Annotated in this window: 21 protein-coding genes; 15 read left to right on the forward strand and 6 right to left on the reverse strand. The window is 68.1% G+C overall.

Translation table 11 applies throughout. The annotated features are described in order from the left end of the window. The first annotated feature begins 131 nt into the window (after positions 1-131). Genes ACVCMC_RS02830 through ACVCMC_RS02840 form a run of 3 tightly spaced genes read left to right on the forward strand, consistent with a single transcriptional unit; the run spans position 132 to position 2,706 of the window. A complete protein-coding gene (locus tag ACVCMC_RS02830; RefSeq protein ID WP_447098609.1) occupies positions 132-656 on the forward strand; it encodes a hypothetical protein in 525 nt (174 codons plus the stop codon). 24 nt (positions 657-680) lie between these two features. Further along, a complete protein-coding gene (locus ACVCMC_RS02835) occupies positions 681-2,102 on the forward strand; it encodes a T6SS phospholipase effector Tle1-like catalytic domain-containing protein (protein WP_447098610.1) in 1,422 nt (473 codons plus the stop codon). Between the two features lie 31 nt (positions 2,103-2,133). Next, complete coding sequence (locus tag ACVCMC_RS02840; protein WP_447098611.1) at positions 2,134-2,706, forward strand: relaxation protein; 573 nt, start codon at positions 2,134-2,136, stop codon at positions 2,704-2,706. A gap of 157 nt (positions 2,707-2,863) precedes the next feature. On the opposite strand, the gene ACVCMC_RS02845 is transcribed toward ACVCMC_RS02840, so the two are convergent. Both ACVCMC_RS02845 and ACVCMC_RS02850 read right to left on the reverse strand, forming a co-directional pair. Beyond that, positions 2,864-4,735, reverse strand: a complete 1,872-nt coding sequence (locus ACVCMC_RS02845) for a 3'-5' exonuclease (RefSeq protein WP_447098612.1) — start codon at positions 4,733-4,735, stop codon at positions 2,864-2,866. A 52-nt stretch (positions 4,736-4,787) separates the two neighbouring features. Beyond that, a complete protein-coding gene (locus ACVCMC_RS02850; RefSeq protein ID WP_447098613.1) occupies positions 4,788-5,723 on the reverse strand; it encodes an oxygenase MpaB family protein in 936 nt (311 codons plus the stop codon). Positions 5,724-5,954: 231 nt separating this feature from the next. Here ACVCMC_RS02850 and ACVCMC_RS02855 point away from each other — a divergent pair, with 231 nt between their 5' ends. Beyond that, a complete protein-coding gene (locus ACVCMC_RS02855) occupies positions 5,955-7,037 on the forward strand; it encodes a 3-deoxy-7-phosphoheptulonate synthase (RefSeq protein ID WP_447098614.1) in 1,083 nt (360 codons plus the stop codon). Position 7,038: 1 nt separating this feature from the next. Here the strand turns inward: ACVCMC_RS02855 and ACVCMC_RS02860 are convergent, their stop codons facing one another. Continuing rightward, positions 7,039-7,464 carry an OsmC family protein gene (locus ACVCMC_RS02860; RefSeq protein ID WP_447098615.1) on the reverse strand — a complete coding sequence of 142 codons (426 nt, stop codon included), beginning with the start codon at positions 7,462-7,464 and terminating at the stop codon, positions 7,039-7,041. Between the two features lie 141 nt (positions 7,465-7,605). Here ACVCMC_RS02860 and ACVCMC_RS02865 point away from each other — a divergent pair, with 141 nt between their 5' ends. From ACVCMC_RS02865 to ACVCMC_RS02900, 8 genes are all read left to right on the forward strand, one after another. Beyond that, positions 7,606-7,881: a GNAT family N-acetyltransferase gene (locus ACVCMC_RS02865; RefSeq protein ID WP_395119258.1), complete on the forward strand. Its 276-nt coding sequence runs from the start codon at positions 7,606-7,608 to the stop codon at positions 7,879-7,881. Between the two features lie 20 nt (positions 7,882-7,901). Continuing rightward, entirely contained in the window at positions 7,902-8,597 is a 696-nt protein-coding gene (locus ACVCMC_RS02870) for a DUF1345 domain-containing protein (RefSeq protein WP_447098616.1), read from the forward strand. Between the two features lie 95 nt (positions 8,598-8,692). Beyond that, positions 8,693-8,881, forward strand: a complete 189-nt coding sequence (locus ACVCMC_RS02875) for a pentapeptide MXKDX repeat protein (RefSeq protein ID WP_447098617.1) — start codon at positions 8,693-8,695, stop codon at positions 8,879-8,881. Positions 8,882-8,944: 63 nt separating this feature from the next. Then, the gene (locus ACVCMC_RS02880; protein WP_447098618.1) at positions 8,945-10,012 is read left to right on the forward strand and encodes an NAD(P)H-dependent flavin oxidoreductase; all 1,068 of its coding nucleotides are present in this window, start codon (positions 8,945-8,947) and stop codon (positions 10,010-10,012) included. Between the two features lie 102 nt (positions 10,013-10,114). Beyond that, positions 10,115-10,501, forward strand: coding sequence for a ribosome silencing factor (gene rsfS / locus ACVCMC_RS02885; RefSeq protein WP_395119254.1), 387 nt, complete (start codon positions 10,115-10,117; stop codon positions 10,499-10,501). 109 nt (positions 10,502-10,610) lie between these two features. Beyond that, positions 10,611-11,081, forward strand: a complete 471-nt coding sequence (gene rlmH / locus ACVCMC_RS02890; RefSeq protein ID WP_447098619.1) for a 23S rRNA (pseudouridine(1915)-N(3))-methyltransferase RlmH — start codon at positions 10,611-10,613, stop codon at positions 11,079-11,081. Positions 11,082-11,304: 223 nt separating this feature from the next. After that, on the forward strand, positions 11,305-11,754 hold the full coding sequence (locus tag ACVCMC_RS02895) for an N-acetyltransferase family protein (protein WP_447098620.1): 450 nt from the start codon (positions 11,305-11,307) through the stop codon (positions 11,752-11,754). A 39-nt stretch (positions 11,755-11,793) separates the two neighbouring features. Then, positions 11,794-12,360: a Maf family protein gene (locus tag ACVCMC_RS02900; RefSeq protein ID WP_395119251.1), complete on the forward strand. Its 567-nt coding sequence runs from the start codon at positions 11,794-11,796 to the stop codon at positions 12,358-12,360. 7 nt (positions 12,361-12,367) lie between these two features. On the opposite strand, the gene ACVCMC_RS02905 is transcribed toward ACVCMC_RS02900, so the two are convergent. Next, on the reverse strand, positions 12,368-13,213 hold the full coding sequence (locus ACVCMC_RS02905; protein ID WP_447098621.1) for a CPBP family intramembrane glutamic endopeptidase: 846 nt from the start codon (positions 13,211-13,213) through the stop codon (positions 12,368-12,370). 121 nt (positions 13,214-13,334) lie between these two features. On the opposite strand from ACVCMC_RS02905, the gene ACVCMC_RS02910 reads away from it, so the two are divergent. Beyond that, positions 13,335-14,111, forward strand: a complete 777-nt coding sequence (locus ACVCMC_RS02910; RefSeq protein ID WP_447098622.1) for a class I SAM-dependent methyltransferase — start codon at positions 13,335-13,337, stop codon at positions 14,109-14,111. Between the two features lie 11 nt (positions 14,112-14,122). Here the strand turns inward: ACVCMC_RS02910 and ACVCMC_RS02915 are convergent, their stop codons facing one another. Then, positions 14,123-14,515, reverse strand: coding sequence for an MAPEG family protein (locus ACVCMC_RS02915; protein ID WP_395119247.1), 393 nt, complete (start codon positions 14,513-14,515; stop codon positions 14,123-14,125). 108 nt (positions 14,516-14,623) lie between these two features. Here ACVCMC_RS02915 and ypfJ point away from each other — a divergent pair, with 108 nt between their 5' ends. Together ypfJ and ACVCMC_RS02925 are read left to right on the forward strand one after the other, a co-directional pair. Next, positions 14,624-15,481, forward strand: a complete 858-nt coding sequence (ypfJ, locus tag ACVCMC_RS02920; protein WP_447098623.1) for a KPN_02809 family neutral zinc metallopeptidase — start codon at positions 14,624-14,626, stop codon at positions 15,479-15,481. A 110-nt stretch (positions 15,482-15,591) separates the two neighbouring features. Then, positions 15,592-15,978, forward strand: coding sequence for a YkgJ family cysteine cluster protein (locus ACVCMC_RS02925; protein ID WP_395119243.1), 387 nt, complete (start codon positions 15,592-15,594; stop codon positions 15,976-15,978). Between the two features lie 26 nt (positions 15,979-16,004). Here the strand turns inward: ACVCMC_RS02925 and ACVCMC_RS02930 are convergent, their stop codons facing one another. Beyond that, a complete protein-coding gene (locus ACVCMC_RS02930) occupies positions 16,005-17,870 on the reverse strand; it encodes a DEAD/DEAH box helicase (protein WP_447098624.1) in 1,866 nt (621 codons plus the stop codon). Between the last annotated feature and the right edge of the window lie 129 nt (positions 17,871-17,999).

Below are 17,999 nucleotides of genomic sequence, written 5' to 3' on the forward strand. Positions count from 1 at the left end.
GGCACCGTACATTCCGTGGTGTTCGCAGACCGAGGCAGGAGAGCCCGATGCACCGACGGAAGCCCATACGCCACGCCGTACTTCCCTTGATAGCGATAGCCGTTGCACTGACGACAGGATGCCACGCCGCCATGACCGATCAGTCCCCGAAGATCCAGCCACCGCCGGAAACGTATGCGGTGCCGTTGCGGTTTGCACAACACAATTTCGTCGCCTATTGCTACAACACGATTGGTTGCCAGGTGATCTACGACCGTCACTATCAGGTGGAAGATGGGCCTGACGAGGTCAGCCCACCACCGCCGGCAGGCAACTACAAGACGAACTGGAACGCATCCTACCTTGGCATCGAGAACTTCCCGGCACCTGCGCAAGTGCGGTGGAAATCGCTGGATGGCGTTCAGCACGAGGCCAAGGTGGACATGGCGGCGATCTTCAAGGATCAGCTGGTCTGGCACAAAGTGCCCAAGGCGGACATGGCCGACTTTTTCCATGGTCCCGTGGCTGGCGAACCCGGCATTATCCTGGTAGTAAACGACCGCGCCATTGACGTCTATACAAAAATGTTCATTCCGACCAAGACAGAACAGATTCCTGGAAACAAGGACAGCGATTTCCGAGATGACCTGTTTCTTGCATGGACACACACCTATTGATTTGATCGATTTGGGAGCAAGGGAATGGGTCACGAAGACAGGTTGGACAAGGACGGGATCCGCGATGATGGCGTGCCGTACTACAAGGCCGACGCTCCGAGGCTGCAGAGTTACGTCGATGCGGCGGAGGCCTTGTCACGATTTCAAGCGCCGCTGCTGATACATGCCAACAATCCACACGAGCACTTGTTCCTGGCAGCATTCGATGGCACGGGCAACGATGTATTCAAGGACCCGCAGCATGCGACCAACGTGGCCAAAATCAAAGGTCAGATTGACGCCCTGGTCAAACAGGGCAACAAGCAGATCGAGGTGGGTTACGTCCCCGGCCCCGGCACACAGGATCACTATCTCGCGCGCACCCTGGATGGCATCAACGGCAATACCTACGATGAACGCATCGAAAAGATGTACAAGCTGTTCATCAAGCAGGCCAAGGAGTGGCGGCGAGAAGATCCTCAGGCTGAAATCCGCGTTGCCGATCTCGGTTTCAGTCGCGGCTCGGAGGAGGCGGCAGGGTTTGCCCGTCTGGTGGAGGATCGCGGCATCCAGGATCCCGCTGGCGCGGTCTACGCCTACGACAGCCACCACCAGATCACCCGCGTCGAATACACCAGGTCCCCGCTGGTCGAGCCGGGCCAGGTGGCACAGGTGGTGGGGTTGTTCGATGCAGTGGGTACCGGCGAGCCGGTGCGCGAGCACGACCGGCGCCTGCCGCCGTCGGTGATTTCCGGGTTTCAGATCATTTCCGCGGACGAGCGGCGCGGGTTGTTCAAGTCCGATCGCATCATCGATCCGGGCATGACGCCGGATGGTCGCTTCCTGGGCGTGATCGTGGCTGGGGTGCATTCGGACGTCGGGGGCAGCTATCACCGGGATGGCCTGGCCATCCGCAGCGACAACCTGATGAGCGATTACCTCAATGCCCTCAGCGATCAGCCGTTCCTCACGCTGCAGGCGGTACCCGGCGGCCCGCGCCTGAACGTGGTGCATCGCTCGGAGGACGGCATGCTGATCTATCGACTCGGCCGCAAGGTCGACCGACTCCGTCCCGAGGGCTACAACGAGCTGCTGGTGCCAAAGCACGAGGCTGGCAAGGTGAGCGATCCGTACAACGCCGAGCCCCGCGACGAAGTGCTGAGCCGGCAGTTTGAACGGCAGCCGGTGCAGGCGGGTGCCCGGACGGTAACGCCCGAGTCGGCATGGAAGACGCCAGCCGACGATTTGTCGGCACGGCTCGACCGCCTGCTGGCGGCCGGACAGGCAAACGACTGGGCGACGTTCAGCCGCGAAAACCGCACGCTGGCCGATGGTGACGCTGGCCGCCGGCTGCTCGAGCGCGCCGCGACGCAGGCGGGCTGGCTGGAGCAGCACGCGGCGCAGCAGCAGGCGATGCCCGCGCCACCGCGGCTGCAACCCGTTCCGGAACCCGTGCTGCAGCGCTGAACACGATCGATTGGCATCACGGAGCGACACCATGCAAGAGGACGAATTGACCGCCTTGATCGACAAGACCGCGACGCTGATGGTGCATTACGAGCGCCGCGGCGCCGCCATCGACTCGCGCCTGCAAGCTCTGGCCGATGCGCTGCAGGGACTGGCGCTGCAACTGCCGGCGGTAGTCAAGACCTCTGCCGATGGTGCGTTGCAGACTTTGCCGGCCGAGATGAGTTCGCTGATGCGCGAGGGCCTCGGCTCGTCGATCGGCGATTATCGCCAGCGTCTGGATTCGGCGAGCGGCGATGTGGAAAAGACTGCACAGGCGCTGGCCGGACAGATCGGTCACCTGCAACGGCTGCATCGCCAGTTGATATGGAAAACCCTCGGCGCCGTCGTGCTGGCGTTCGCCTTGTTGCTGGCCGGCAGCGTGTGGTTGTCGACGCATTACACCCGCGTGATTCGCGACAACCAGCTTTCCGCCGAGTTGCTGAAAGCCTACAACGGCGCCGACGTGACCTTGTGCGACAGCGGCACGCTGTGCGCGAACGTGGACACCCGCGGCGCGCGCCATGGCGAGCGGCGGCAATATCTGCCGGTCAAGCCACGCTGAGAGCTTGTGAGTTTTTCAACTTCTCGAGCCGGCCACCGATGGCTGCGACGCCCCTTGTGAGCTCGCTCGTGGGCGATGCTCTCGCTCTTGCAGATACCGAATCCGGACCCCGAAAGCATCGCTCGCGGGCGGGTTCACGCGAAAGAGGGGCGCTGGCTTACGGCGTGTCTTTCAGCTGACCCTGCACTTCGTTGATCGAGTCGCGGATGCGCTTGGAGAACACCGAGTCGTCGTGGTGGATCAGCAGCAGGTGTTCGGTGGCGCGGGTCATCGCGACGTAGAGCAGGCGCGCCTCGTCGGCTTCGGCCTGGCCTTCCTTGGGCAGGCCGCCGATGCCGGGGATGATGACGAAGGGAAACTCCAGGCCTTTGCTGGAGTGCATGGTCACCAGCTTCACGCTGTCCTCGACCACGAACAGGGCCTGCTTGCCGGCGTTGTCGGCGAGGCGGCTGGGGATGCCGAGCTGCCTGAGTGCCTCGTGCAGCCTTTCGCCTTCCCACTGGTTGCGGTAGATCACCGCCATGTCGGAGTACGGACGGCCATGCGCGTGTTCGTCGCGCAGCCGGGCGATCAGCACATCCATCTGCGCGCGTGCGGTCTCGGTGCGCACCAGCTCGGGCACGGCGCCGCGGCGGCCGGCGCTTTCCGGCGCGATCAGCGGTACGCCGTCATCGTCGTCGCTGCGCGAGGCAAGCAGGTCCTGGGCGAACGCGCGGGCGACCGAGAGGATTTCCAGCGTGTTGCGATAGTTGAGCTTGAGGATGGTGGTGCGGCCCTGCGCCTGCACGCCAAGGCTCTTCCAGCTGATCTTGCGGCGGTCGGCATGGCCGTAGATGTTCTGCGCGTCGTCGTACAGCACCAGCAGCGAGTTGGTGGCCGGGTCGATCATCTGCACGATCAGCTTGTACCAGTCCGGCTCGAAGTCGTGGCCTTCGTCGACCAGCACCGCGCCGTACTGGGCGCGCGGAATGCGGCCGCGGTCCACGCCGGCGATCACCGCCGGCGGCAGCGCCTCGATGAAGGCCTTGCCGCTGCCCGGCGGCAGCGGTTCGTGGTAGGCCACCAGCATCTTGCGGCACCACTTGTGGAAGTTGTAGACCTGCACCTTCTCGCCCAGGCCGCGTTCGCCGATCAACTGTTCCAGCCGCGCGGCCAGCGTCTTGTTGTAGCAGAGCACCAGGATCGGCTTGCTCATCTCGCGTGCCAGCTGCATCGCGCGGAAGCCGAGGATCATCGTCTTGCCGGAACCGGCCACGCCGTGGATGATCCGGTGCTCGCCGCCGATCGAGCGTGCCAGTTGCTCCTGCTGGGCGTCCATCACCTTGACCAGGTCGGGGATTTCCAGCGGCCGCACCGCGGCATCGGTGGGCCCGAACAGGCCGAACTGGCCGCTGCCGGCTTCCACGCGCAATTCGGGGAACAGGTGCCAGCGCACGCGGTCGATCTGCGGCAGGGTCAGCGCCACCGGATACACCTGCGGGAACATCGCCCACAGCTGCTGCTGGAACGCCTCGGCGTCGACCGTCTCGTACAACTCGTCGCGACAGATCACCAGGTGCTCGGGCAGTACCTCGCCCAGGCCGCCCTCGTCGAACTGCTTGCGGGTGATGTTGGCCAGCACCACGCCCCAGCCCCACGGCATGATCAGCTTGCCGGCGTGGCGCGAGCCTTGCGGGTGGCGCAGCGCGGGGTCGCGCTCCAGCACCACGCCGATCTCCAGCGCATATGCGCGCGCCTGCAGCAGAGGGTTGTTCTCCTTTACCAGGCCGCGCTCGGTGACCAGGGTGAACTGGGTGCTGTCGGCGTGGCGGATGGTGTCGGCCTTCCAGTCCTTCACTTCCAGCACCAGCAGGCCGCGGCGCGGGTGGAACACCACGAAGTCCGGATGGCGCTGCTTGAGCCCGACCGGCACGTCGTACCAGAGCAGGTAGTCGTCCTCCAGCTTCTGTTCCAGCCGTTCGGAGACACGCTTCTCGCCGCCGGTCATGCGCGGCAGGCAGCTGTTGCGGGTTGGGATGAGTGTTGCCACAGGCGCCCCTGGCTGACGTCACCGGGTGACGTTAGCCGATAGGGTGGCGCTGTCAATGCTGATTGACGGCGTGGAGCTGCGTCCAGTGCGACAACTGCTCCGGCGCCACGTCCACCCGCCGACACGCGCGGCTGGCGATGCCGTCCTGCAGGGCGGCGCGGAACACCGGCGCGATCGACCACAGCGCACGCGCGGCCAGTCGCGCCTGGCGCTGTTGCCGAGGCGTGTGGCCGAGCGCCGCGAGCGCCCAATCCGGCAGCAGGGCATGACCGGCACGCAGGAACAGGTCGCGCGACAGCGCGGCCGCCGGCACCGGCAGCCGCACCCGCGCGAGCAGGCCGAGCACGATGCGGGAGCGTTCGGTAAAGGCCAGTTCGGGCTGGATGCGGCGGAAATAATCCATGGTCTCGCGTTCGGACGCCGGCACGTCGCGCGCGCCAAGCGCCTCGGCGATCCGCCGCACCTCGTCGTAGTAGCGGTCGGCAGCACCGGGCGGCATCGCGATGTGACTGTAGCGGCGGTAGCCCTGCAAAAAGCAGTACGCCTCGCTGACGTGGACCCAGGTGAGCAGGTCGGGATCGTCGGCGCTGTATGGCCGTCCGTCCTCGCCGTGCCCGGTGACGTGGCCGTGGATCATCCGCACGTGCGCGATCATCGCCTCGGCCTGCGCACGCGGCGCATAGGTGGTACCGCCGACGAAGGCCGTGGTGCGACGCAGCCGGCCGACCAGGTCGCCGCGGAAATTGGAGTGGTCCCAGACCCCGGCCAGCGCCAGCGGGTGCAGCGTCTGCAGGGTCAGCGCGGCGAGGCCGCCGGCCAGCATGCCGGGGAAATCCGAGTGCACGCGCCAGGTGGCGCTGTGCGGCCCGAACAGGCCCGGATCGCCGTGCGGATGGTCGTAGTCGGGGCCGTCGGAGCCGGCGCGCGGGAAGGCGCGCAGCACCCAGTGGCGGATCGGTTGGCGCAGCACGTCGATGGGCGAGGGCATGCCTGCAGTCTATCGCCTGGACGCGAAGGTTTGATTTGGACGTCCATTGTGTTATCAATGGCGCCATGTCCTCCATCACCGCCCGCCTGTATTTCTGGTTTTACGGCTACCCGAAGCCAACGGCGGCGGCGCGGACGCGATCGTTTTGAACTGATCGAAAAACCACACCGAACCGCCAATCCATGGCGGTTTTTTTTTGGCCGCCACCTGAATATCCCCAGGAGAGCCGCCATGCACGCCACCGACGACCTGCGCATCCGCGCCATCACCCCCCTCGGCACGCCGGCCGAGATCATGCGCGACTGCGCCGCCGGCGACGCCGCGATGGCCACCGTGGATGCCGCGCGCCGCGCCATGCACGGCATGCTTTGCGGCAGCGACGACCGCCTCGCCGTGGTGATCGGCCCGTGCTCGATCCACGACCCCCGCGCGGCGCTGGAGTACGCCGCACGGTTGGCGCCGCTGCGCCGCGAACTGGGCGACGCGCTGGAGATCGTGATGCGGGTGTATTTCGAGAAGCCGCGCACCACCGTCGGCTGGAAGGGGCTGATCAACGACCCCGACCTCGACGGCAGCTTTCGCATCGACAAGGGGCTGCGCCTTGCCCGCGGCCTGCTGCGCGACATCAACACGCTGGGTGTGCCGGCCGGCACCGAGTTCCTCGACATGATCACGCCGCAATACATCGCTGACCTGGTGGCGTGGGGCGCGATCGGCGCGCGCACCACCGAGAGCCAGGTGCACCGCGAGCTGGCTTCGGGGCTGTCCTGCCCGGTCGGCTTCAAGAACGGCACCGACGGCAACGTGAAGATCGCGGTGGACGCGGTGCAGGCCGCGTCGCAGCCGCACCATTTCATGGCGGTGACCAAGGACGGCCGGGCCGCCGTGGCCAGCACCAGCGGCAACGGCGACTGCCACGTGATCCTGCGCGGCGGCAAGGCGCCCAACTTCGACGCAGCCAGCGTCGATGCCGCCTGCACCGCGATCGACAAGGCCGGCCTGCGCCCGCAGGTGATGATAGATGCCAGCCACGCCAACAGCGGCAAGAACCCGGAGAACCAGCCGCGGGTGATCGAAGACCTCGCCGTGCGCATCGCCGCCGGCGAAACGCGCATCTTCGGCGTGATGGTGGAAAGCCACCTGCTCGGCGGTCGGCAGGAGCTGCAGCCCGGCCAGCCGCTGCGCTACGGCCAGAGCATCACCGACGGCTGCCTCGGCTGGGAGGATTCCGTGCAGGTGCTGCAGCGGCTGGCGCGGGCAGTGCGGCAGCGCCGCCGCACTGTTGCCGCGCTTCCGGCGGAAGCCGCCGCCTGAGTCAGCCGAGCAGGCGCGCGTCCAGCGTGATCTCGGCCTTCAGCACCTTGGACACCGGGCAGCCCAGCTTGGTCGCCTCGGCGATCCGGGCGAACGTGTCCGCGTCGGCGCCGGGCACCTTCGCCTCGCAGCTGAGGTGCACCGCCGTGATCGTGAAACCGTCGCCGTCCTTCTCCAGCGTCACCACCGCCTTGGTGTCGATGCTGGTGGCGGTGAGCCCGGCGTTGCCCAGGCCCAGCGACAGCGCCATCGAGTAGCAGCCGGCATGTGCTGCGCCGATGAGTTCCTCCGGGTTCGTGCCGGGGCCATCTTCGAACCGCGACTTGAAGCCGTAGGGCGCCTCGCGCAGCACGCCGGTCTCGGTCGAGATCGTGCCCTGGCCGTCCTTGATGCCGCCGGACCAGTGGGCGAATGCGGATTTCTTCATCGGGGTTCTCCTGTGCGGACAAGCACCCATGCTGCACGAAGCTTCATGCAGCCGGCGCGAATGAAGCGGGCATTTCGGTTCACATGCGGTTGCCCCTCGCGCGCCGTATGCTCGCGGTTTGCCCGACCGTCAGGAGCACCCATGCCACTGTCCATCCAGCACGATCGCAAGGCGCACCGCTTCCACACCGAGGTGGATGGCGCGCACTGCGTGCTCGACTACAGCCTGGCCGGCACCGTGATGACGATCACCCACACTGGCGTGCCGCCCGAGGTGGGCGGTCGCGGCATCGCCTCGGCGCTGGTGCAGGCGGCGATGGAGGCTGCGCGTGCGGAAGGCTGGCAGGTGGTGCCGGCATGCTCATATGCTGCCGCGTGGGTGCAGCGGCATCCCGAATATCACGACCTGCTCGGCTAACTCCTGACGCGGAGGCATGCATGGAAAAACCCTCGGCACAGCCGGAGCCGGCTCCGGTCCGGTCGCGTGGCTGGCGGCCGTGGCGTTTCGTGGCGGGGCGCCCGTGGCTGATCCTGTCGCTGGTCCTTTTCGTGGCGTCGGTCGCGGTGCTGTCGTGGGGATTCGGTCTGCGCCTGGCCAGCGCGGTGCTGCTCGGTTTCGACCTGGCCGCGGTGGTCTACCTCGGCATCCTGGCCAGGCTGTTCAACCACGCCACGCCCAGCCACATGCGGCGCCAGGCGCAGGCGCTGGATACCGGGCGCTGGGGCGTGCTGTGGGGCGGCGTGCTGCTGTCGGCGGTGGTGCTGGCGGCGCTGGGTGACGAACTGCACGCGGCCAGGAGCGGCGGGGTGCCGGAGCTGGCCGTCGGCGTGCTCAGCGTGGTGCTGAGCTGGCTGTTCCTCAGCGTGATGTTCGCGGTGCATTACGCCCACGGCTACTACGGCAACTTCGGCGACAAGCATGCCGGCCTGGAGTTTCCCGACACGCCGAAACCCGACTACTGGGATTTCGCCTATTTCTCGATCGTCATTGGCATGACCTTCCAGGTCTCCGACGTGCAGATCACCAGCCCCTACCTGCGCCGCGTGGTGCTGCTGCACAGCGTGATCGCGTTTTTCTTCAACGTGTTCATCATCGCGATCACGGTGAATATCGTGGCCGGGCAGGGGAGCTGATCGGGCCGGGCAATCCGGCCTCGGTTCGCGGCAAAGGGAGCGAGGAGCGGCATGACCGCTTCATCCCTTCTTGCCTTTTCCCCGGGGAATGACCGATGAACGCGCGCCTTGCCTTTGCCCTTGCCGCCAGCAAGGCGTTTGCCCGGGACGCGATGGCTGCCAGCTCCGGCAGCGCGACGTCGCACGATGCCATGAAGCGCGGATCGATGAAGCACGACGCGATGAAGCAGAACGCCATGAAGGGGAATGCGATGAGGAAGGAGGCGATCGGCTTCGGCGGCTGACCGGCTTCAGTTGCCTGCGGCGGCGGTGGATACTGGGATCATCTCCGCCGCAGGCCATCATGCATGAGCGCCTCGTTCGCCAGCCGGCTCGGCATCGAGCATCCGTTGATCCAGGCACCTATGGCCGGGTCGACGTCGCCCGCGCTGGTGGCCGCGGTATCGAACGCCGGGGCGCTGGGTTCGCTCGGTGCCGGCTACCTGGAGCCGCAGGCGATCCTGGACCAGGCGGCGCAGATCCGGGCGCTGGGCGATCGGCCGTATGCGATCGGCCTGTTCGTGCTGCCGGACGAGTTCGAGGCCGACATGGCAGCGGTGGCCAGGGCGCGCGAACAGCTCGACGCGCTGATGGCGCGCGAAGGACTCGACGTGCGCACCCGCGTGCCGGCGCGCTGGGCGCCACGTTTCTCCGAACAGTTCGCCGCGCTGTGCGAGGCGCGTCCCGCGGTGGCGAGTTTCGCGTTCGGGGTGATCGATCCGGCCCAGCGGCGCGAATTGCGCCGACGCGACATCGTCGTGATCGGTACGGCCACCACGGTCGCCGAGGCGCGTGCCTGGGCCGATGTCGGTGCCGACGCCGTGTCGCTGCAGGGCGCCGAGGCAGGCGGTCACCGCGGCACCTTCCTGCATGAGCCCGAGGACGCGATGATCGGCCTGTTCGCCCTGCTGCCGCTGGCCGCGCGCGCGGTGAACATCCCGGTGATCGCCGCCGGCGGCATCATGGACGGCCGCGGCATGCTGGCGGCGGAAGTGCTCGGCGCGGCGGCCAGCCAGCTCGGCACCGCCTTCCTCGCCTGTCCGGAATGTCCGGCGGCGGAGGCCTGGAAGCAGGACTTGCCACGGGTCGAGGAGCATCAGGTCGCCACCATCCGCAGCTTCTCCGGCCGCGCCGCCCGTGGCCTGCGCAACCGTTTCGTCGAGGCGATGCCGCAGGCGGCGCAGGGCCTGCCGTATCCGGTGCTGAACGCGCTCACCGCGCCGCTGCGTCGCGCCGCGGCGGCGGCCGGGCGTGGCGACCTGCTGTCCGAGTGGTGCGGCCAGGCCGCCGCCATGGTGCGCCCGCAACCGGCCGCCGAACTGGTGGCGCGGCTGATGCACGAGTACCGGATGGCGAAAAGGTCGCTCGCACATTGATGGCCGCGGCCTGGGCGGCCGGCTTGACTTGCCGTCACGGCTGGGCGGTTATACTGCGCCCGCGCCATTTTGCGCGGCGATCCTGCATCGAGGCCCACCCTTTTGAGCACAGCTCGTAGCACCCCGGCCGTCACCACGGCCACCCTGCGCAAGTGCGTCATCGACGCGCTCGAAGAACTGAAAGCCAAGGACATCCGCGAGATCGACGTCCGCGGCAAGACCTCCATCGCCGACCTGCTGGTGATCGCCTCCGGCACCTCCGCCCGCCACGTCAAATCCATTGCCGACGAAGTCGGCAAATTCGCCAAGAAGGCCGGCGTGATGCCGCTGGGCGTGGAAGGCGAGACCGAGGGCGAATGGGTACTGGTCGACCTGGGCGACGTGATCGTCCACGTGATGCTGCCCCGCATCCGCGAGTTCTACGGCCTGGAGCGGCTGTGGACGGTGGGTGACCACGGGCACGAAGCCGACGCCGCGCAAGCCGGCTGAATTTCGTGTGGGGTGCGTCGCAGGAGTGGCCCCGCACCTCAATCCTCTCCCCGCAGGGGAGAGGAAGCGAACGCGGCGCTGCGCGCGTGTCATTTCATGAGAGCGGACCATGCGCGCGCGCCTGATCGCGGTCGGTGAACGCATGCCCGGGTGGGTGGCGGAAGGCTTCGCCGAATACCGCAAGCGGCTCTCGCACGAACTGCCGCTGGAGCTGGTCGAACTGAAGCCCGGCCTGCGCGGCAAGGGCCGCGACGATGCGCGGGCGATCCAGGACGAGGGCGCCGCGCTACTCGCCGCCTTGCCGCACGACGCCCACGCGATCGCACTTGATGGCCGCGGCAAGGCCTGGTCGAGCGAGGACCTGGCCGAACAGCTGGCGGGATGGCGCATGGGTGGGCGCGATCTCGCCTTCCTGATCGGCGGTCCCGACGGTCATGCACCCGAAGTCCTGGCGCGCGCCGACCAGCGCTGGTCGCTGGGCCCGCTGACCCTGCCGCACATGCTGGTGCGGCTGGTGCTGGCCGAGCAACTGTATCGCGCGTGCAAGATCGCGGCGGGGCATCCGTATCACCGGGGGTGAAGGTGGGGCCTCCTGCCCGGTCGTTTCGCCCGACCCTTTCGTCGTTCTCCCTGGGCATGGCGTGGTGAGCCCTTCGACTCCGCTGGGCTGCGCTCAGGGCGAACGGAGTTTGCGGCTGGGCGAAGTACCCGTCACGGATTGGTGGATGCATGCAACATCGCGTTGCGGGCCCGGGCGAGCTATGGTTTTCCGAATCCCGAATCCCGAATCCCGAATCCCCGCCATGCCAACCCGCATCCAGCTCGCCACGATGGCAGACCTCGACACCCTGGTGCCGTTGTTCGACGGCTATCGCCAGTTTTACCGCCAGTCGCCCGACCTCCCGCGGGCGCGGGCGTTTCTCGCCGAGCGCATCGAGCGCGGCGAATCGCTGATCCTGCTGGCGCGCGACGATGACGGCACGGGGTTGGGTTTCACCCAGCTGTACCCGCTGTTCTCGTCGGTGCGCGCGGTGCGCACATGGCTGCTCAACGACTTGTTCGTGGCCCGGTCGGCGCGCCGACGCGGGGTGGCGGGTGCGTTGTTGCGGGTGGCGGCCGAGCAGGCGCGCGAACGGGGTGCGGCGAGCCTGTCGCTGTCCACGGCGCTGGACAATGCGCCGGCGCAGGCCTTGTACGAATCACTGGGCTGGCGGCGCGAATCGGGCTTCTGCGAGTACAGCCTGGGGCTGTGAGACGGCTATGCTGCCGGGATCGTCACGCCGGAACTGTCCATGCTTCATCTCGCTTCCCAGTCGCCGCGTCGGCGGCAGTTGCTGCAGCAGCTCGGCGTCGAGTTCGCCGTCATTGATGTCGAGGTGGTGGAGTGTCGCGACGCGGCGGAGTCGCCGCTGGCCTACGTGCAGCGGGTGGCGCACGACAAGGCGCGTGCGGGGCTGGCATCGCTCGGCGCTGATGCCGCCGACGCGGTGGTGCTGGGTGCCGACACCGAGGTGGTGCTCGACGGCGAGGTGTTCGGCAAGCCGCGCGATGCGCGGGATGCGGCGGCGATGCTGGGCCGGCTGGCCGGACGCACGCATGAGGTCATCTCGGCGCTGTGGCTGGTGGCGAACCGGCGCGAGCTGGCGGCGGTCAGCGTGTCGCAGGTGCGCTTTGCGGCGCTGGATGCGGCGGCCATCGCCGCCTACGTCGACACCGGCGAGCCATTCGGCAAGGCGGGTGGCTACGCGATCCAGGGCCGTGGCGCGGCCCTGGTCGAACACCTCGCCGGCAGCTATTCCGGCGTGATGGGCCTGCCCTTGTTCGAGACCGCACAGGCGCTGCGCAAGTTTGCGGATTGATCGCGGGTCAGCCTGCGTGAGCCGCCAGGAACCACGCCGCCGTGGCCAGTGCGTTGTTTGCCGCGTGTGCCATCACGCCGGGCCAGATCGAGCCCGAACGCAGGCGCAGCCAGGCCAGCGCCATCGCCAGCAGCCACAGGGCGGGCAGCGCGAACACCTGCCAGTTGAGCCCGGGCAGGTGGGCAGTCGCAAATACCGCTGAACTCAGCACCGCGGCGCCGAACCGACCCCAACGCGGCTGCAGCGAAGACAGAAGCACGCCGCGGAACAGCAGCTCTTCCACCAGCGGCCCCAGGCTCGCCACCATCAGCATCAGCGGAATGCGCCAGCCCAGCGGCGTGTTCTCGCCCAGTTGCTGGATGTTCTGGGTGACCGGGTGGCCTTGCGCCAGCCAGTGCGTCAGCCAGCCGCCGAGCACTGGTGCGAGCAGGCCGATGACCACCGCCAGCGCGAGAAAGCCCAGCCGCGACGGGCGCACGAAGCCGAAACCCGGCGGCTGCGCCAGCGACCACAGCCGCGGCGAGCGACGCCACACCAGCCACAGGATCGTGGCTGCCGCCAGGCCCAGCGTCAGCATCACCAGCAGCGCCTGCATGCCGGGCGGCTGCAGGGTTTCGCGGATGCGCACGGTGAAATCGGCCACGCCGTGCCAGTCGTGCAGGTGGCCGGTGGCGATGGCCAGCAGGACCACCAGCACGCTGCTGCCGGCTGCCTGCAGGGCGAAATAAAGCACGATCCAGCCCAGTGCCATCCACGGTCCGGGGGCCGTCGGCGCAGCGGTGGTGGCGGGGCGGATGTCGATGGTCGAGGCTTCCTCAGCTGCGGCGAGTGACGAGCCGCGCCGCAGCGGCACGGCGTTCCTGGCAGCACGCTAGTCCGTGGCCGCGCTCCCGCGCAATCGGCCATCCGACACGGTCGCTACCGGCCGCATGGCGTAACATCGTGGCAGGAACCGATGCATCAGGGGGCGCGCGATGGCTATCGACTTTGGCAGGACGGCCGACGATTACGTACGCCATCGGGCGGGTTTTCCCGAAGCGTTCTTTGAACGCATCTTCCAGGATGGCACGGCGCGCGCCGGCCAGCAGGCGCTCGACCTGGGCAGCGGCACCGGCACGGTCGCCCGGGGCCTGGCGTTGCGCGGCTGCACGGTCACCGCGCTGGATCATTCGGCGCCGCTGCTGGCGCAGGCGGCCGAGCTCGACCGGGCTGCCGGCGTGCAGGTGAAGCAGGTGCGGGCGCGGGTCGAGAACGCGGATTTCCCGCCGGCCTCGTTCGACCTGGTCACCGCCGGGCAGTGCTGGCACTGGTTCGAGCGCGCACGCACCGCGGCCCTGGTGCGTCGCTGGTTGCGCCCGGGCGGACACTTGCTGATTGCCCACTTCGACTGGCTGCCGTTGAACGGCAACATCGTGCAGGACACCGAGCGGCTGATCCTGGCCTGCAATCCCGGCTGGACCCTGCACAGCGGCAGCGGCCTGTATCCGGCCTGGTTGAAGGATGTGGCCGAGGCCGGTTTCACCGATTTGCGCACCTGGTCGTTCGACCTGGACATCCCCTACAGCCACGAGGCCTGGCGCGGCCGGATCCGTGCCAGCGCCGGTATCGGCGCCGTACTGGATGCGGCCAAGGTGAAGCATTTCGATGGGGAACTGGCCGCGATGCTGGCCAGCCGTCATCCGCACGAGCCGCTGGCGGTGCCACATCGCGTATGGGCCTTGAGCGCCGTGGCGCCGGGGTTGCCGGATTGACGGCAAGCGCGTCAGCCTACCGCCATCGCGCGCACCACGCCGATGGCGGCCATCACCAGCAAGGCGATCCAGCCGACTGAGGCCAGTCCGAAGCCGGGGCCGCGTTTCGCCGGCTCGGCCATGTACGCCACCGCGTACCACACCCGTCCCGCCACCCAGACCAGTCCGGCAATGCCGGCCCAGCCGGTGAAGCCGTAGGTCGCCGCCAGCCACAGCGTGGGCAGGAACATCACGGTCTGTTCCAGCGTGTTCATCTGCACGCGGTAGGCTCGCTCGAACATCGGGTGCCCACTGGTGGCCGGTGCCTTGATCGCGTATTTGCCGCGGGCGCGGCCCACCAGCCAGCTGGTGCCGAACAGCAGCAGGATAGTGAGCAGGGTAACCAGGGCGGGCAACTGGGTCATGGTGGTCCTCGGCAGATGGGGTATCGGTGGCGTGCCGCTTGGCGCGATCGCGGGCGTGGCGCTATCGTCGCACGATGGCGCCACCGCACGGCGCCCGGCGAGGACATCATGGATTGGCGAAAAGGTGGCAGCAGCAGCAACGTCGAGATCGGCGGCAATGGCGGCAGTCGGCGCTTCGGCGGCGGTGGCGGCCGGATGGGCATCGGCGGCCTGATCGTGCTCGCGATCCTGGGCTGGGTCTTCTTCAAGAATCCCATGGCCCTGCTCGATCAGGGCGGCAGCGCGTCCTACGCGCCGTCGTCCGACACGCCGGCCCAGGTCGATCCGGAGCAACAGGCCTTCGTCAGCGCGATCCTGCATTCGACCGAGCAGACCTGGGGGGAGATCTTCCAGGCCAGTGGCATGACCTATGTCGAGCCGAAGCTGCACCTGTTCAGCGGCGGCGTCAGCACCGGCTGCGGCGGCGCGACCAGCGCGGTGGGGCCGTTCTATTGCCCGGCCGACCAGAAGGTCTACCTCGACCTGGCCTTCTTCCAGCAATTGCAGGACGAGCTGCATTCGTCCGGCGACTTCGCCCGCGCCTACGTGATCGCCCACGAGGTGGGCCATCACGTGCAGAAGCTCACCGGCGTGTTCGACAAGGTCGACGAGGCACGCCGCCGCGGCGCGCCGATGGATGGCGCCGACGGCCTGTCGGTGCGCCAGGAGCTGCAGGCGGACTGCTACGCCGGCGTGTGGGCAAACCACAGCCAGCGCGAGTTGAACTGGCTGCAGCCGGGCGACATCGAGGAGGCCCTGAACGCCGCCAGCCACATCGGCGACGACGCCTTGCAGCAGCAGTCGCAGGGCCGGGTGCGGCCGGACACCTTCACCCACGGCACCTCGGCGCAGCGGGTGAAATGGTTCAAGACCGGCTTCGGCAGCGGCGACGTGAGTCAGTGCAACACGTTTGCGGGTGAACCCTGAGCGCGTGTTGAACGCATCGCGTGGTCTGCCGTGCGGCGGGTTGCGGACGCTCTAGAATCGTCCGCTGCGCGCCGCGGGGTGCGCCATGAGCTGCGCCCGGGTTCGATTCGATGCTGCATCCCTGTTTGCGTTGCGGTGCCTGCTGCGCGTATTTCCGCGTGGCCTTCCATTGGTCGGAGACGGAGGCGTTCCTGGGCGGCAAGGTGCCGCCGGAGCTGACCGAGAAACTCGATCCGCACCGCGTCGTGATGCGCGGCACGCAGGCCGCACAGCCGCGTTGCACCGCCTTGCAGGGCGTGGTGGGCGAGGCCGCGCAATGCGGTATCTATCCGCTGCGGCCATCGGTGTGCCGCGAGGTGCAGCCCTCGTGGGAGTTTGGTGCGGCCAGCCCGCAGTGCGACAAGGCGCGCCTGGCGCACGGTTTGCCGGTGCTGCAGCCGGAGGATTGGCTCGACCCCTTCGATGCCGGCGAGCCGCCGTTGCCGCAGAGTGCCTGAGCGGCCTCGACTGCCGGGCGCGCGCCTTATTTGCGCGGTGGTGGCTTGCTGCCTGTGCGTGGCTTGGCGCCGCCTGGCCTGAATCCGCCGGGTTTGTGGCCGCCCGGCTTGTGGCTGGGGGCGTGGTGTGCGGGCGGTGCCGCTGAGCCGGTGTCGTTGCCGTCCCACTCGTGGATGCGCAACTGCTGCTGCACCACCCACACCTTCTTCAGGTGCTCGAAGATTTCCTTCGGCATGCCGTCGGGCAGGTCGATCAGGCTGTAGTGGTCGCGGATGCTGAGGCGGCCGATGTACTGGCTGTCCAGGCCGGCCTCGTTGGCGATCGCGCCGATGATGTTGCCCGGCTTGACGCCGTGCTCGTGGCCGACTTCGATGCGATAGGTGCGCTTGCCTTGTTCGGTGGCATGCGCGCGCAGCGGGCGCGCCGCGAACTCGCGCGGTGGCGCGCCCTCGTGACTGCGCGGCTTGTGCTCGCGGGCCGTGCGGCTGGCACCGTCGCGCTCGCGCGGCTGGTGTTCGCGCTTGGCCGGCTCGTACTTCTCGCGCTTGGGCGGCGGCGCCAGCAGCAGCGGTTGGTCGCCCTGGGCGATGCGCGCCAGCGCGGCGGCGATCTCGACCGCCGGCACGTTGTGTTCCTGCTCGTACTGCTCGATCAGCTGCTGGAACTGGCCCAAATCACCCTGCGCCAGCATGTCGCTGATGCGCTGCTTGAACTTGCCGATGCGTACATCATTGACCACCTCGACCGACGGCAACTGCATCTGCTCGATCGGCTGGCGGGTGGCGCGCTCGATCGCGTGCAGCATGCCGCGCTCGCGCGGGCTGACGAACAGGATCGCCTCGCCGCTGCGCCCGGCGCGGCCGGTGCGGCCGATGCGGTGCACGTAGCTTTCGGTGTCGTACGGGATGTCGTAGTTCAGCACGTGGCTGATCCGCTCCACGTCCAGCCCGCGCGCGGCCACGTCGGTGGCGACCAGGATGTCGAGCTTGCCGTCCTTCAGCTGCTGGATCACCCGCTCGCGCTGTGCCTGGGCGATGTCGCCGTTGATCGCGGCGGCGGCCAGGCCGCGCGCCTGCAGCTTCTCGGCCAGCTCCTCGGTGGCCTGCTTGGTGCGCGCGAAGATGATCATCGCGTCGAACGGCTCGGCCTCGAGGATGCGGGTCAAGGCATCGAGCTTGTGCATGCCGCTGACGAACCAGTAGCGCTGGTGGATGTTCGCCGCGGTCGTGGTCGAGGACTTGATGGTGACTTCGACCGGGTCCTTCAGATGCCGCTGCGCGATCTTGCGGATCGGCACCGGCATGGTCGCCGAGAACAGCGCGACCTGGCGCACGGGCGGGGTGGCCTGCAGCACCTTCTCGACGTCGTCGATGAAGCCCATGCGCAGCATCTCGTCGGCCTCGTCGAGCACCAGGAATTTCAGCTCCGACAGGTCCAGCGTGCCCTTGTCCAGATGGTCGATCACGCGGCCGGGCGTGCCGACCACGACGTGCACGCCGCGCTTGAGCGAATGCAGCTGCGGGCCGTAGCTCTGGCCGCCGTAGATCGGCAGCACCTGGAAGCCGGGGACGTGCGCGGCATAGGTCTGGAACGCCTCGGCTACCTGGATCGCCAGCTCGCGCGTGGGCGCCAGCACCAGCGCCTGCGGCTTGCCGGCGCGGCGCTCGATGCGCGAGAGGATCGGCAAGGCGAACGCGGCGGTCTTGCCGGTGCCGGTCTGCGCCTGGCCCAGCACGTCGCGGCCTTCCAGCAACGGCGGAATGGTGGCGGCCTGGATCGGCGAGGGCGACTCGTAGCCGACGTCGGCCAGCACGCGCTGAACGTCGGGGTGCAGTGCCAGCGCGCCAAAGCCGGACGGGACCGGGGCGTGGTCGGAAGTGGGGGATGACATGGGGAAACCTCGGAGCGGAACGCAGCGCCGTGAATGAGACGCGCAAGGGGCGGATTCTACCAGTCTCTGCCGACGCGCGTGGCCGGCAAGCCTGAACGGGCTGCCATCGTGGCGGCCAAGTATGCTGGC

Source organism: Rhodanobacter sp. UC4452_H20 (genome assembly GCF_052978205.1).